We start from the raw sequence: 13,635 nt of genomic DNA, 5'->3' as shown, positions 1-13,635 counted from the left end.
TTCTATAGATTTTAATTAATAGATTATATGAGCAAGTGAAACGAAACGAAAGATAGCGATATTTTCGCCAGCGTCTTATGTGGATTTTACAAGACTAAGGACTTAAGTTATGCCAGAAACCTATACCCCCGTTACTGCGGTAACGGGCACCTGGACCGAAGAAGAGATCCGTCAACAACCTGCCAGTTGGATCCGTTCTCTCACCAATATCGACAATATTCGATCCGCCATTGATAGCTTTCTTGCGCCATTGTTGCGCAAAAACGATCTGCGGATCGTACTAACCGGGGCCGGGACCTCAGCATTCATTGGCGACATCATCGCCCCGTGGCTGGCAAGCTACACCGGAAAAAACATCACTGCCGTTCCGACCACTGACCTGGTCACCAATCCGATGGATTATCTGAATCCCGCACATCCACTGCTGCTAGTTTCTTTCGCTCGCTCAGGTAACAGCCCAGAAAGCGTTGCTGCAGTAGAACTGGCTAATCAGTTTGTATCTGAGTGTTATCACCTGCCAATCACCTGTAACGAAGCTGGTTGCCTGTATCAAAACGCAGTCGCAAGCGACAATGCCTTTGCTCTGTTAATGCCCGCAGAGACACATGACCGTGGTTTTGCCATGACCAGCAGCATTACCACCATGATGGCCAGTTGCCTGGCAGTATTCGCCCCAGAAAAAATCAATAGTCAGACCTTCCGCGACGTAGCCGATCGGTGCCAGGCGATCCTGACTTCACTGGGCGATTTCAGCGACGGTGTGTTCGGCAATGATCCGTGGAAACGGATCGTCTACCTTGGTAGCGGTGGATTACAGGGAGCTGCGCGTGAATCGGCACTGAAAGTTCTGGAACTGACTGCGGGTAAACTGGCTGCATTTTATGATTCCCCGACCGGCTTTCGTCACGGTCCAAAGTCGCTGGTTGATAACGAAACGCTGGTAGTGGTTTTTGTTTCCAGCCACCCCTATACACGTCAGTACGATCTCGATCTATTGGCAGAGTTACGCCGCGATCGTCAGGCGCTACGAGTTGTCGCAATTGCCGCACAAACCCATGAAGTGATTGAAGCTGGCCCACATATTCTGCTGCCGCCAGCACGCTCTTTCATTGATATGGAATTAGCGTTCTGCTTCCTGATTTACGCCCAGGTCTTTGCTTTGACGCAATCCATTAACATCGGCAATACACCGGATACGCCTTCTGCCAGCGGCACTGTGAACCGCGTTGTACAGGGCGTTGTTATTCATCCCTGGAACGCCTAAAAGGATCGTTATATGAGCATTATTTCCACAAAATACCTCCTGCTGGATGCACAAAAAAAAGGCTACGCCGTACCCGCCTTCAACATTCACAACGCCGAGACGATCCAGGCGATCCTTGAAGTATGCAATGAAATGCGATCGCCCGTGATCCTCGCCGGAACCCCAGGTACCTTTAAGCATATTGCACTGGAAGAGATCTATGCACTGTGCAGCGCTTATTCCACCAGCTACGACATGCCGCTGGCGTTACATCTCGATCATCATGAGTCTCTGGACGATATTCGCCGCAAAGTAAATGCAGGAGTACGCAGCGCAATGATCGACGGCAGCCATTTCCCGTTTGAAGAAAACGTGAAGCTGGTGAAATCCGTCGTAGATTTTTGCCATGCCAAAGATTGCAGCGTCGAAGCAGAGTTAGGTCGCCTCGGCGGTGTTGAAGATGACATGAGCGTGGATGCCGAAAGCGCCTTCCTCACCGATCCACAAGAAGCCAAACAGTTTGTTGAGCGTACCGGCGTAGACAGCCTTGCAGTCGCCATTGGTACGGCTCACGGCCTCTACACCAAAACGCCTAAAATCGATTTCCAACGGCTGGGTGAAATTCGTGAAGTAGTCGACGTTCCACTGGTACTACATGGCGCAAGCGATGTCCCTGACGAATACGTCCGCCGCACGATCGAACTTGGTGTGTGCAAAGTTAACGTTGCTACCGAGCTGAAGATTGCTTTTGCCGATGCAGTCAAAGCGTGGTTTGCGGAAAATCCACAAGGTAATGATCCCCGTTATTATATGCGGGTCGGTATGGATGCGATGAAAGAAGTGGTGCGTAGCAAAATTAATGTATGCGGCTCAGCAAACAAATTGATGGCTGTCCGCGAATTATCGTGACCATCGTTATATTTCTTTTTTATTCTTGAGTGCTATCTGCATAATGTCAGTTAGCACTCATTATTCGAATAATAGAGATATATAGCATTTAAATTATGCTGAATAAATTCATAAACTTGATACTGCAATAATAATATATTTCAATAATCAATGTAATTCAATCTTTTTATGGTGAGGATTAAAATATGAGTGGTCCAAAAATTCTGTTAACCCGCATTGATAACCGATTAGTACATGGACAGGTTGGCGTCACATGGACATCCACAATTGGTGCTAACTTGTTGGTCGTTATTGATGATGACGTTGCTCAAGATGAGATTCAGCAGAAATTAATGAGCATCACTGCTGAAACTTATGGTTTTGGCATCCGCTTTTTTTCCATAGATAAAACCATAAACGTTATCGGTAAGGCCGCACCACATCAGAAAATATTTCTTATTTGCCGGACGCCACAAACAGTAAGAAGATTGCTCGAAGGAGGTATTCAACTGAACGATGTCAATGTGGGTAACATGCATTTCTCTGAAGGCAAAAAACAGATAAGCAGCAAAGTTTACGTTAATGAACAAGATCTTGATGACCTGCATTTTATAAAAAAACAGGGTGTTAATATTTTTATTCAGGATGTCCCTGGAGATCAAAAAGAACAGATTCCTGATTAAAAGGCTAAACAACTTTTTCATAATAAAAGGATTTATTTTCTTGAGGTGATATATATGCATGAAATAACCCTTATTCAGGGTATATCCCTAGCTACATTAGTTTTCTTTCTTGGAATCGACTTTTGGCTGGAAGCCTTGTTTTTATTCAGACCGATTATTGTATGTACTTTAACCGGCGCTATTCTGGGTGATATTCATATTGGCCTAATAACAGGTGGTTTGACCGAGTTGGCATTTGCTGGCCTGACGCCAGCGGGCGGCGTTCAGCCACCTAACCCGATAATGGCCGGTCTGATGACTACCGTTATCGCCTGGTCAACCGGCGTTGATGCCAAAACCGCCATCGGTCTTGGTTTGCCCTTCAGCCTTCTAATGCAATACGTAATATTGTTCTTTTACTCAGCATTCTCTCTGTTTATGGCAAAAGCCGATAACTGTGCGAGAGAAGCAAACACAAGCGCATTTACGCGTCTGAACTGGCTGACAACACTGATTGTTGCTTCTTCATACGCCATCATCGCCTTCCTGTGTACGTATCTGGCACAGGGCGCTATGCAGTCACTGGTAAAAGCCATGCCCGCCTGGTTAACACATGGATTTGAAGTGGCGGGGGGCATTTTGCCTGCTGTTGGTTTTGGTTTGTTGCTCCGCGTGATGTTTAAAGCACAGTACATACCTTACCTGATTGCTGGCTTCCTCTTCGTCTGCTACATCCAGGTTAACAACCTACTGCCCGTCGCCGTATTGGGCGCAGTCTTCGCCGTATATGAATTTTTCAATGCGAAAGCCAAACAGCAGGCTCAACTTGCCACTAATAAAAACAATGAAGAAGAGGACTATAGCAATGGGATCTGAAATCAGTAAAAAAGACATTACTCGCCTTGGCTTTCGCTCGTCATTTCTTCAGGCCAGCTTTAACTATGAAAGGATGCAGGCAGGTGGTTTTACCTGGGCTATGCTCCCGGTACTAAAAAAAATTTATAAGGATGATAAAGCCGGTCTAAGCGCGGCGATGAAAGATCATTTAGAATTTATCAATACCCACCCTAATCTGGTCGGTTTTCTAATGGGATTATTGATCTCAATGGAAGAAAAGGGGGAAAACCGCGACACAATTAAAGGCTTGAAAGTGGCGCTATTTGGACCTATCGCCGGGATCGGCGATGCCATTTTCTGGTTCACCTTACTGCCTATTATGGCGGGGATCTGTTCATCTTTCGCCAGCCAGGGAAACATACTGGGACCAATTTTGTTTTTCGCCGTTTATTTGATGATCTTTTTCCTGCGCGTCGGCTGGACGCATGTCGGTTACTCGGTAGGTGTTAAAGCTATCGACAAAGTACGAGAAAATTCGCAGATGATCGCCCGCTCAGCAACGATCCTCGGGATCACAGTTATTGGCGGGCTTATCGCATCCTATGTGCACATTAACGTTGTAACTTCTTTTGCAATCGACAGTACCCACAGCGTGGCATTACAGCAGGATTTTTTCGATAAAGTATTCCCGAATATTTTACCGATGGGCTACACGTTACTGATGTACTACCTGTTGCGGGTGAAAAAAGCACATCCAGTACTGTTAATCGGCGTGACGTTTGTACTGTCAATTATCTCTTCAGCACTCGGCATACTTTAAACGAAATAAGGGTGAAGCAGCCTGCAACACCCTACTTCAAAAGGACTCGAAAAATGCAATATATTCAGTATTGCGACAATTATGACGTATTGAGCGATCGCGCCAGCGAACAGTTAATTACGCTGATACAGAATAAACCTGATGCAACCATCTGTCTGGCAACAGGAGGCACCCCCCTTCTCACATATCGCTACTTTGTCGAGAAAATTAACCAACGTAATATCGATTTTAATCGAGTGGTTTTCGTGAAATTGGATGAGTGGGTCGGTATTCCGTTGAACTCTCCTGCAACGTGTGAATCTTTCCTGCAACAACACATCGCTCAACCGCTGGGTTTACGAGCTGAACAGTTGGTTGGTTTTCAATCTGAAAATGTTAACGAGCAGGAATGCGAGCGCATCACAGAGATAATTGCCAGCCGAGGCGGCCTCGATTTATGTCTGCTCGGAATAGGCAAAAATGGCCATTTGGGATTGAATGAACCCACAGAGCTCCTGGAGCCGTTTTGCCATATCAGCGTACTTGAGGAGAAAACGCGCCATCATGACATGTTAAAAACAGCTGGTAGTCGTGTGACTCACGGCATTACGCTGGGATTGAAAGACATCCTGAATGCAAAAGAGATTTTGTTGCTGATAGCAGGTGAAGGGAAGCACGATGCGGTAGAAAAATACCTAGCCGCCTCCGTTACTACTACTATTCCTGCTTCATTTTTATGGTTGCACCGCAATGTCAGTTGCCTGATTGACGGCTCACAATATCCTGATAAATAAAATTTACAGCAACCGCCACATCCCCCTGACGCAGCAACGCGTTGCAGTTTGCCTTTTAACTGCAACGCTTTCAGCGATTTCTTCCGACATTTCTTCCGACATTTCTTCCGACAAGCCGGTGATTAATCCAGGCCTTCTTACTCCCCCTGCTGTTCCAGCGCGTACTTATACAGCGCATTCTTCTTCACGCCGTGGATCTCAGCGGCCAGTGCGGCGGCCTTTTTCAGCGGCAGCTCTGCCTGCAATAAGGCCAGCGTACGCAGCGCATCGGCCGGAAGGTCGTCTTCTTGCGCTTTGTGTCCTTCGACAATCAGCACCATTTCGCCTTTTCGACGGTTTTCATCTTCCTTGACCCACGCCAGCAGTTCGCCGACCGGCGCGCCGTGAATGGTTTCCCAGGTTTTGGTCAACTCACGCGCCAACACCACGTAGCGGGATTCGCCCCAGACGGCAACCATGTCTTCCAGGCTATCCAGCAAACGGTGGGTGGATTCATAAAAAATAAGCGTACGCGGTTCAGCCTCAATGGCTTTCATCGCATCACGACGCCCTTTCGATTTGGCAGGCAGAAAACCTTCATAGCAAAAGCGGTCTGAAGGCAGACCTGCAGCGCTCAGGGCAGCAATCGCCGCGCAAGGGCCTGGCAGGGGAACAACGCGGATCCCTGCTTCGCGACAGGTCCGTACCAGATGGTAGCCAGGATCGTTAATCAGCGGCGTTCCGGCATCAGAAACCAGCGCAATGTTTTGCCCTTCTTTAAGCTTCGCCACCAGCGTTTCGGCCTTTTGCTGCTCGTTGTGATCATGTAAAGCGAACAAACGCGCGTTAATCGCGAAGTGTTGTAACAAGAGTCCTGTATGACGAGTGTCTTCAGCGGCAATCAAATCAACGGCTTGTAAAACTTCGAGCGCTCGTTGGGTAATATCAGCCAAATTTCCTATAGGAGTAGGTACAATAAAGAGTTGGCCTTGAGAATTATCCGCCGATTCGTGTTGTTTCATTGTGTCGTCCGTATTGCCGATTTAATATTGAGCATTGAGTAAAAAAATATCACTGGATACAGTATGGTACCCTCAACATTTTCTCGTTTGAAAGCCGCACGCGCACTACCAGTCATTCTGGCTGCACTGATTTTCGCAGGCTGTGGCACCCAGGCGCCAGACCAGAGTGCAGCCCATATGCAGGGCACTGCGCAGGCTGATTCCGGCTTTTATCTGCAACAAATGCAGCAAAGCTCAGATGATAGCAAGACCAACTGGCAATTACTCGCCATTCGTGCACTGCTGAAAGAAGGCAAGAGCCAGCAGGCTATCGAGCTGTTCAACCAGCTACCACAGAAGCTAAGCGATACCCAGCGTCGTGAGCAGTCACTGCTGGCTGTCGAAATTAAGCTCGCGCAGAAAGATGTCGCTGGCGCACAGGCCCTGCTGGATAAGCTAACCCCCGCCGATTTTGATCAAAACCAGCAGGCGAGATACTGGCAGGCGCAAATCGACGTCAACCAGGGTCGTCCATCGCTGACGCTACTGCGCGCCCTGATCGCCCAGGAACCGCTGCTGGCCGCGAACGCTAAGCAGAAAAACATGGATGCCACCTGGCAGGCGCTGTCATCCATGACCCAGGAGCAAGCGCAGACGCTGGTCATCAATGCGGATGAAAACGTGCTGCAAGGCTGGTTAGATCTCCAGCGCGTCTGGTTCGATAACCGTAACGATCCAGACATGATGAAAGCCGGTATTGCTGACTGGCAGAAACGTTATCCACAAAACCCGGGTGCAAAACTGTTGCCAACGCAGTTGGTTAACGTGCAGAGCTTTAAACCCGCTTCCACCAGCAAAATTGCTCTGCTGTTGCCGCTGAACGGTCAGGCCGCTGTATTTGGCCGTACTATTCAGCAAGGCTTTGAAGCCGCGAAAAATATGGGTACTCAACCCGTAGCGGACCCTGCTGTTGCCGCGCCTGCTGCGGATACAGCGGCTGCGACGACCACGGAACAGCCGCAAACGACTGACGGTGTTGCCAGCCCGGCTCAGGCGTCAGTAAGCGATCTGACCAACGAGACGCCAGCACAGCCAGAAGCTACAGCTCCACAACCAACAGCGCCTACGCAGCCAACAACCGCCAGCACACCAGCGAATCCGTCCGCGGAGCTGAAAATCTACGACACGTCATCACAACCGCTGAATCAGATCCTGACTCAGGTTCAGCAGGATGGCGCCAGCATCGTGGTTGGCCCACTGTTGAAGAACAATGTTGAAGAGCTGATGAAAAGCAACACGCCATTAAACGTCCTGGCGCTTAATCAGCCGGAGTCGGTGAAAAACCTGCCGAACGTCTGCTACTTCGCTCTGTCGCCAGAAGATGAAGCGCGCGACGCAGCACGCCACATTCGCGATCAAGGAAAACAGACGCCGCTGTTGTTGATCCCGCGGAGTTCGTTAGGCGATCGCGTTGCCAACGCCTTTGCACAGGAGTGGCAAAAACTGGGTGGCGGCGTGGTGCTGCAGCAGAAGTTCGGCTCCACCGCTGAGCTGAAAATGGGCGTCAACGGCGGCTCGGGGATTTCCCTGACGGGTAGCCCGGTGGCCTCTTCTGTACCCGCGCAGCCTGGCGTGACGATTGGCGGTCTGACCATCCCGGCAGCACCTACCGATGCGCAAATCACCGGCGGCAGCGGTCGTGTTGATGCCGTATATATTCTGGCAACGCCGGAAGAAATTGCATTTATAAAGCCGATGATCGCCATGCGCAACGGTAGCCAGAGCGGTGCCACGCTGTACGCCAGCTCCCGTAGCGCGCAGGGAACTGCCGGCCCGGATTTCCGTCTGGAGATGGAAGGCTTACAGTACAGCGAAATTCCGATGCTGGCAGGCGCTAACGCCCCTCTCATGCAGCAGGCGCTGGGCGCGGTTCGTAACGACTACTCGCTGGCACGTATGTACGCGATGGGCGTCGATGCCTGGTCGCTTGCCAACCACTTCTCGCAAATGCGTCAGGTGCAGGGTTTCGAAATTAACGGCAACACCGGAGCCTTAACCGCAACGCAGGATTGTGTGATTAACAGGAAGTTATCATGGCTCAAATACCAGCAAGGACAAGTCGTCCCCGCCAGTTAACGAGTAAACAGACCGGTGACGCGTGGGAATCCACCGCGCGTGACTGGCTGCAGAGCAAGGGACTGCATTTTATCGCCGCCAACGTGCGTGAGCGTGGCGGCGAAATCGACCTGATAATGCGTGAAGGCAACACCACCGTATTTGTTGAGGTTCGCTATCGGCGCTCAGCCCAGTTTGGCGGTGCAGCGGCGAGTGTGACCCGGAGCAAACAACACAAATTATTACAGACCGCCCGCTTGTGGCTTGCACGCCACAATGGAAGTTTTGATACTGTGGATTGCCGGTTCGATGTGTTAGCCTTCACCGGAAATGATGTTGAGTGGTTTAAGGACGCGTTCAACGACCGCTCATAGTTGAAGATTCAGAGCCTGGTTCTTAAGGATTAGCGTGTTAGATAGAATTAAAGTCTGCTTTACAGAAAGCATTCAAACTCAGATAGCTGCGGCTGAAGCACTTCCGGATGCGATCTCCCGTGCAGCCATGACGCTGGTTCAGTCCCTGCTCAATGGCAACAAAATTCTCTGTTGTGGTAATGGGACGTCCGCTGCCAACGCACAGCATTTTGCTGCCAGCATGATCAATCGTTTTGAAACAGAGCGCCCAAGTTTACCTGCGATTGCACTAAATACTGATAATGTGGTCTTAACTGCGATTGCCAACGATCGCCTGCACGATGAAGTTTATGCAAAACAAGTCCGTGCGCTGGGACATGCAGGTGATGTTCTGCTGGCAATCTCTACGCGTGGTAATAGCCGCGATATCGTAAAAGCCGTTGAAGCCGCCGTGACACGCGACATGACAATTGTCGCACTGACCGGGTATGACGGAGGGGAGCTGGCCGGGTTATTGGGGCCGCAGGATGTTGAAATCCGTATCCCTTCACACCACAGCGCCCGCGTTCAGGAAATGCATATGCTGACGGTCAACTGCCTTTGCGATCTCATCGATAACACGCTTTTCCCTCACCAGGATGATTAAGGAGTACACATGAAGGCATTTTCGCCGCTTGCTGTGATTATCGCTGCCCTGCTACTGCAAGGCTGTGTCGCTGCCGCCGTTGTCGGAACTGCTGCTGTCGGCACCAAAGCCGCGACGGATCCTCGCAGTGTAGGCACCCAGGTAGATGACGGAACCCTGGAATTACGCGTCAATACCGCGTTGTCGAAAGATGCCCAGATCAAGAAAGAGGCGCGTATCAACGTGAGCGCGTATCAGGGTAAAGTGCTGCTGGTCGGTCAGTCGCCAAATAGCGAACTGTCTGCGCGAGCAAAACAGATTGCGATGGGCGTAGATGGTACCACTGAGGTCTTTAACGAGATCCGTCAGGGTCAGCCAATCGGCCTGGGCGATGCGTCTAACGATACCTGGATAACCACTAAAGTACGTTCCCAGTTGCTGACCAGCGATCAGGTGAAATCCTCTAACGTGAAAGTCACCACCGAAAACGGGGAAGTGTTCCTGTTGGGTCTGGTGACTGAACGTGAAGCGAAGGCTGCGGCAGACATCGCCAGCCGTGTAAGCGGCGTGAAACGCGTCACGACGGCTTTTACGTTTATTAAGTAAGACTGCTACAAATGCCGGATGGGGACGCCAGAGCGTCCTCTCCGGCATTTTATTTGGCTCTTTCGCGCAGTTCGGAAGAGGTCAGGATCGAAACGCCTTCATGTCCAGGCGCCAGTGCCTCCGCCAGCATAGCCCGGGCTACATCACGCGCCTCAATCGACTTCCAGTTCCCCGGCAGCAGCCGAAATAACGGCGCTAAAAACCTCTCATTCGCCCGCTGTTTATCCCGTTCTCCGAGTAACATTGAAGGCCGAACAATCGTCAGCCGCGGCCAATTTTGCGCGATCAGCGCCTGCTCCATTTCCCCTTTCACCCGGTTATAAAAAAACGGTGAATTGGCATTGGCCCCCATCGAACTGACCACCAGCATATGCTGAGCGCCCAACCGACGCCCCGTCAGGGCCGTGTCCACCACCAGCGTATAGTCAGCATGGATAAACGCTTCTTTGCTACCCGCTTCACGCCGGGTGGTTCCCAGACAACAAAAGACAATATCTACCGGATCGGTGACCTGCGCCAGCGCATCGGTTAGCTGCGGATCATAGGGATTATAGACGCCAGCCGTATCAGCCAGCGGTCGACGCGTCGGCGCCGTGATGGCATTGACCCGGGGTTCATTGAGCAGCATACGCAGCAAATTTCCGCCTACTAGCCCCGTTGCGCCTGTTATTAATACCTGACTCATCGCTAATCTTCCCCTGACTCTTTAATCACTCTATTAACTATAGATCACGTTGCCAGTGCATTTTTTTGCCAAAGCCCAGCGTGTTGTCCGTGAATTTGACTTCATCCAGTCGAATCTCCCACACGGGCGCAGGCAGCATTCTGGCGACCGGGAAACGGCGGTTGTAGGCTTTACGCGCAGCTTCACTCTCCTGCCCTTCAAGACGCCGGATTTCCCCTTTAAACTGTACGCCACGAATCAGGGCGACCGTTTTGGGCTGACCATTTACCGTGCCGGCAATCGGCGCGCGCGGCCCGGACATCTGCGCATGGCGCGTTTTCTCTTCGGTCAGCACATAGAACACCATCTTCTGCGCATCAAACAGGTAAAACGCATTGGCGCACCATAATTCACCGTCATGATGTACACACCAGGTCACGACGTGCTGCTTTGCCAGCCAGCGGGTCACCGCAGTCAGTGTTTCCATTTCTGTTCTCTTTTATACTGTAGGCCTGAAAATTATAACGTCGATGGTGACAATGACACCCTGGTATCTGTACCTGATCCGTACTGCGGACAACGCCTTATACACCGGAATAACCACCGATGTGCAGCGCCGCTATAAGCAGCATCAAAGTGGGAAAGGCGCGAAGGCGCTGCGCGGAAAGGGGGAACTCACGTTGGCATTTGCGGCTCAGGTCGGCGACCGTTCGCTGGCCCTGCGCTTAGAATATCGCGTCAAACAGCTTACAAAGCGGCAGAAAGAGCGCCTTGTTGAAGGCGAAGGGCTTGAGGCACTACTGAGCAGCCTGCAAACCCCCGGCGCTTAAAAACGATTGAAGTAGTCGTGGTATTCCACAAGGCCCGTCACACCCTCCAGCGCATCTTCCGCCAGGCGATGAACCTGGAACGCGCTTTCGGTACCCGGCCAGCGGCAACGCAGGTCATGATGGGCAGCCAGCTCAAAACCAAAGCGGCTGTACAGCGCCGGATCGCCCAGCGTAACCACCGCGGCGTAACCAAACTCGTTCAGGGAATCGAGTCCTTCATAGACCAGCTGACGCGCCAGGCCCTGTCCACGGTAGTTTTCATCCACCGCGAGCGGCGCCATGCCGACCCATTGCAGGTCTTCGCCCTGGACATCGACAGGGCTGAACGCGACGTAACCCACTACCTGACCTTCGTCATCGGTAGCAACCAGACCCAGCGTTATGAAACCGTCTTCACGCAGGTCGTGCACTAATTTCGCTTCCGCATCGCTCTCAAATGAACGACGCAGCAATGCATCAATACCTGGGGCATCAATGGGAATTTCAACTCGAATCAGCATGGCTCACCTACCGAAGTCTGTTTGGTTTCTGGCGACGTTTTCATTCCCGCCTCAACAAAATCCGCCAACTGCATCAGCATGACGCGCAACGCTTTAGGCATCTGATCCAGTTCGATGGCGTCCATCAGATTTTTAACATACAGCCCTAATTCTGTATCACCTTCAATCACCAGGCGACGCTGGAAGAACAGCGTATCCGGATCCTGCTTACGCGCCGCGATCATCAGGAGATCGCTGGCATCCGCGCTAAAACTCACATCCGCCTCTGCATTCTGGCTGACGATAAGTTTATCGTTCTCAACAGAGGTATACCATTTAAGGCCAATGTCACGCACATGAATGCTCAGCCAGCGACCGTCGAGAAACTCCAGCTCCCCATCGGCCAGCGCCTGACTAAACTGCCAGCTCAGGACCTGCTCCAGAACCTGGCGCTTCAGCGCAAAGGGCGTCAGTTTAACCGGTACACTCATCAGAGAAGGACCAAAATGTACTAAGCGTGAACGCAGTTTATCCAACACGAGCTTTACTCCCTGTTTCAATTATCCTGCTATTTTGCCATATCAAATAAACGACATAGCGGCATAAATCAACAATTCGCTACGAAATTGTTACCTCTTATTGGTATCACCAATACGACTTTAACTGCCTCAAATCAAAAATTGTCTCAGCAAGGTTAACTAAAATCCCTCTTCGTTAACATTTCTGCGCCCTTTACGGCGCAACGTTCAGGATAAATTATGGAGCTGCTCTGCCCTGCCGGAAACCTCCCGGCGCTTAAGGCGGCCATCGAGAACGGCGCTGATGCGGTCTACATCGGGCTGAAAGATGATACCAACGCCCGTCATTTCGCCGGCCTTAATTTTACCGAGAAAAAATTGCAGGAAGCGGTGAGTTTTGTCCATCAGCACCGCCGTAAGCTGCACATCGCGATTAACACCTTTGCGCATCCGGATGGTTACGCGCGCTGGCAACGTGCCGTAGATATGGCGGCGCAACTGGGTGCGGATGCGCTGATCCTCGCCGACCTCGCCATGCTTGAGTATGCCGCAGAGCGCTACCCGCATATTGAGCGTCATGTCTCTGTTCAGGCATCCGCAACCAATGAAGAGGCGATTAATTTCTATCATCGCAACTTTGATGTCGCCCGCGTGGTGCTGCCGCGCGTACTGTCTATTCACCAGGTGAAGCAACTCGCTCGCGTCACGCCAGTTCCCCTGGAAGTGTTCGCCTTTGGCAGTCTGTGCATTATGGCGGAAGGCCGCTGCTATCTTTCATCCTATCTGACGGGCGAGTCTCCTAATACGGTTGGCGCCTGCTCTCCTGCCCGTTTTGTTCGCTGGCAGCAGACCCAACAAGGGCTGGAATCCCGTCTTAATGAAGTGCTGATCGACCGTTATCAGGACGGAGAAAACGCCGGTTATCCGACGCTGTGTAAAGGCCGCTATCTGGTTGATGGCGAGCGCTATCATGCGCTGGAAGAACCCACCAGCCTGAATACGCTGGAGCTGCTGCCAGAACTGCTGGCGGCCAATATTGCCTCGGTGAAAATCGAAGGGCGTCAGCGTAGCCCGGCCTACGTCAGCCAGGTGGCGAAAGTGTGGCGCCAGGCGATCGACCGCTGTATGGCCGACCCGCAAAACTACGCCCCACAGGCCGCGTGGATGGAAACGCTCGGTTCAATGTCCGAAGGCACGCAGACCACGCTTGGCGCGTATCACCGTAAATGGCAGTGAGAGAAG

16 protein-coding genes and 1 pseudogene are annotated in these 13,635 nt (G+C 51.4%); 12 read left to right on the top strand and 5 right to left on the bottom strand.

Annotation, left to right across the window (positions count from 1 at the left end; all coding sequences use genetic code 11):
* Positions 1 to 109: 109 nt before the first annotated feature.
* From HVZ52_RS02730 to HVZ52_RS02705, 6 genes are all read left to right on the top strand, one after another.
* The gene (locus tag HVZ52_RS02730; RefSeq protein WP_016157554.1) at positions 110 to 1,264 is read left to right on the top strand and encodes an AgaS family sugar isomerase; all 1,155 of its coding nucleotides are present in this window, start codon (positions 110 to 112) and stop codon (positions 1,262 to 1,264) included.
* 12 nt (positions 1,265 to 1,276) lie between these two features.
* Entirely contained in the window at positions 1,277 to 2,152 is an 876-nt protein-coding gene (gene kbaY / locus HVZ52_RS02725; protein ID WP_016157555.1) for a tagatose-bisphosphate aldolase subunit KbaY, read from the top strand.
* A gap of 185 nt (positions 2,153 to 2,337) precedes the next feature.
* Complete coding sequence (gene agaB, locus HVZ52_RS02720) at positions 2,338 to 2,814, top strand: PTS galactosamine transporter subunit IIB (protein ID WP_047413959.1); 477 nt, start codon at positions 2,338 to 2,340, stop codon at positions 2,812 to 2,814.
* 54 nt (positions 2,815 to 2,868) lie between these two features.
* The gene (gene agaC, locus HVZ52_RS02715; protein ID WP_181598829.1) at positions 2,869 to 3,669 is read left to right on the top strand and encodes a PTS galactosamine transporter subunit IIC; all 801 of its coding nucleotides are present in this window, start codon (positions 2,869 to 2,871) and stop codon (positions 3,667 to 3,669) included.
* On the top strand, positions 3,659 to 4,450 hold the full coding sequence (agaD, locus tag HVZ52_RS02710) for a PTS galactosamine transporter subunit IID (protein ID WP_047499692.1): 792 nt from the start codon (positions 3,659 to 3,661) through the stop codon (positions 4,448 to 4,450). The genes agaC and agaD overlap by 11 nt, the downstream gene beginning before the upstream one ends.
* A gap of 53 nt (positions 4,451 to 4,503) precedes the next feature.
* Positions 4,504 to 5,223 (top strand): galactosamine-6-phosphate isomerase, encoded by a 720-nt coding sequence (locus tag HVZ52_RS02705; RefSeq protein ID WP_016157559.1) that lies wholly within the window; start codon positions 4,504 to 4,506, stop codon positions 5,221 to 5,223.
* A gap of 137 nt (positions 5,224 to 5,360) precedes the next feature.
* Here HVZ52_RS02705 and rsmI read toward each other — a convergent pair whose 3' ends face one another.
* Positions 5,361 to 6,224, bottom strand: coding sequence for a 16S rRNA (cytidine(1402)-2'-O)-methyltransferase (gene rsmI, locus HVZ52_RS02700; RefSeq protein WP_016154652.1), 864 nt, complete (start codon positions 6,222 to 6,224; stop codon positions 5,361 to 5,363).
* 63 nt (positions 6,225 to 6,287) lie between these two features.
* Here rsmI and HVZ52_RS02695 point away from each other — a divergent pair, with 63 nt between their 5' ends.
* The 4 genes from HVZ52_RS02695 to dolP are packed head-to-tail and all read left to right on the top strand — an operon-like array spanning position 6,288 to position 9,902.
* On the top strand, positions 6,288 to 8,339 hold the full coding sequence (locus HVZ52_RS02695) for a penicillin-binding protein activator (RefSeq protein WP_181598828.1): 2,052 nt from the start codon (positions 6,288 to 6,290) through the stop codon (positions 8,337 to 8,339).
* Positions 8,297 to 8,692, top strand: a complete 396-nt coding sequence (locus HVZ52_RS02690; protein ID WP_016157561.1) for a YraN family protein — start codon at positions 8,297 to 8,299, stop codon at positions 8,690 to 8,692. The genes HVZ52_RS02695 and HVZ52_RS02690 overlap by 43 nt, the downstream gene beginning before the upstream one ends.
* A gap of 34 nt (positions 8,693 to 8,726) precedes the next feature.
* A complete protein-coding gene (gene diaA, locus HVZ52_RS02685; protein ID WP_003024948.1) occupies positions 8,727 to 9,317 on the top strand; it encodes a DnaA initiator-associating protein DiaA in 591 nt (196 codons plus the stop codon).
* Positions 9,318 to 9,326: 9 nt separating this feature from the next.
* Complete coding sequence (gene dolP, locus HVZ52_RS02680; RefSeq protein ID WP_181598827.1) at positions 9,327 to 9,902, top strand: division/outer membrane stress-associated lipid-binding lipoprotein; 576 nt, start codon at positions 9,327 to 9,329, stop codon at positions 9,900 to 9,902.
* Between the two features lie 49 nt (positions 9,903 to 9,951).
* Here dolP and HVZ52_RS02675 read toward each other — a convergent pair whose 3' ends face one another.
* Both HVZ52_RS02675 and HVZ52_RS02670 read right to left on the bottom strand, forming a co-directional pair.
* Entirely contained in the window at positions 9,952 to 10,587 is a 636-nt protein-coding gene (locus HVZ52_RS02675) for an NAD(P)H-binding protein (RefSeq protein ID WP_016154656.1), read from the bottom strand.
* Positions 10,588 to 10,624: 37 nt separating this feature from the next.
* Positions 10,625 to 11,053 (bottom strand): YhbP family protein, encoded by a 429-nt coding sequence (locus tag HVZ52_RS02670; RefSeq protein WP_181598826.1) that lies wholly within the window; start codon positions 11,051 to 11,053, stop codon positions 10,625 to 10,627.
* A 43-nt stretch (positions 11,054 to 11,096) separates the two neighbouring features.
* On the opposite strand from HVZ52_RS02670, the pseudogene HVZ52_RS02665 reads away from it, so the two are divergent.
* Positions 11,097 to 11,406 (top strand): annotated as a pseudogene (locus tag HVZ52_RS02665) (GIY-YIG nuclease family protein).
* On the opposite strand, the gene HVZ52_RS02660 reads toward HVZ52_RS02665, so the two are convergent.
* Together HVZ52_RS02660 and HVZ52_RS02655 are read right to left on the bottom strand one after the other, a co-directional pair.
* The gene (locus tag HVZ52_RS02660) at positions 11,393 to 11,896 is read right to left on the bottom strand and encodes an N-acetyltransferase (protein ID WP_016154659.1); all 504 of its coding nucleotides are present in this window, start codon (positions 11,894 to 11,896) and stop codon (positions 11,393 to 11,395) included. The pseudogene HVZ52_RS02665 and the gene HVZ52_RS02660 sit on opposite strands and share 14 nt — an antisense overlap.
* Positions 11,890 to 12,414 carry an SCP2 domain-containing protein gene (locus HVZ52_RS02655; protein ID WP_016154660.1) on the bottom strand — a complete coding sequence of 175 codons (525 nt, stop codon included), beginning with the start codon at positions 12,412 to 12,414 and terminating at the stop codon, positions 11,890 to 11,892. The genes HVZ52_RS02660 and HVZ52_RS02655 overlap by 7 nt, the downstream gene beginning before the upstream one ends.
* 219 nt (positions 12,415 to 12,633) lie before the next feature.
* Between HVZ52_RS02655 and HVZ52_RS02650 the strand changes: the two genes are divergently transcribed.
* Complete coding sequence (locus tag HVZ52_RS02650) at positions 12,634 to 13,629, top strand: peptidase U32 family protein (RefSeq protein WP_016154661.1); 996 nt, start codon at positions 12,634 to 12,636, stop codon at positions 13,627 to 13,629.
* Positions 13,630 to 13,635 lie beyond the last annotated feature (6 nt).

This window comes from Citrobacter sp. RHB36-C18 (genome assembly GCF_013814485.1).
Taxonomy (GTDB): Bacteria; Pseudomonadota; Gammaproteobacteria; order Enterobacterales; family Enterobacteriaceae; genus Citrobacter; species Citrobacter braakii.
This window is presented reverse-complemented; position numbering and strand designations above follow the sequence as displayed.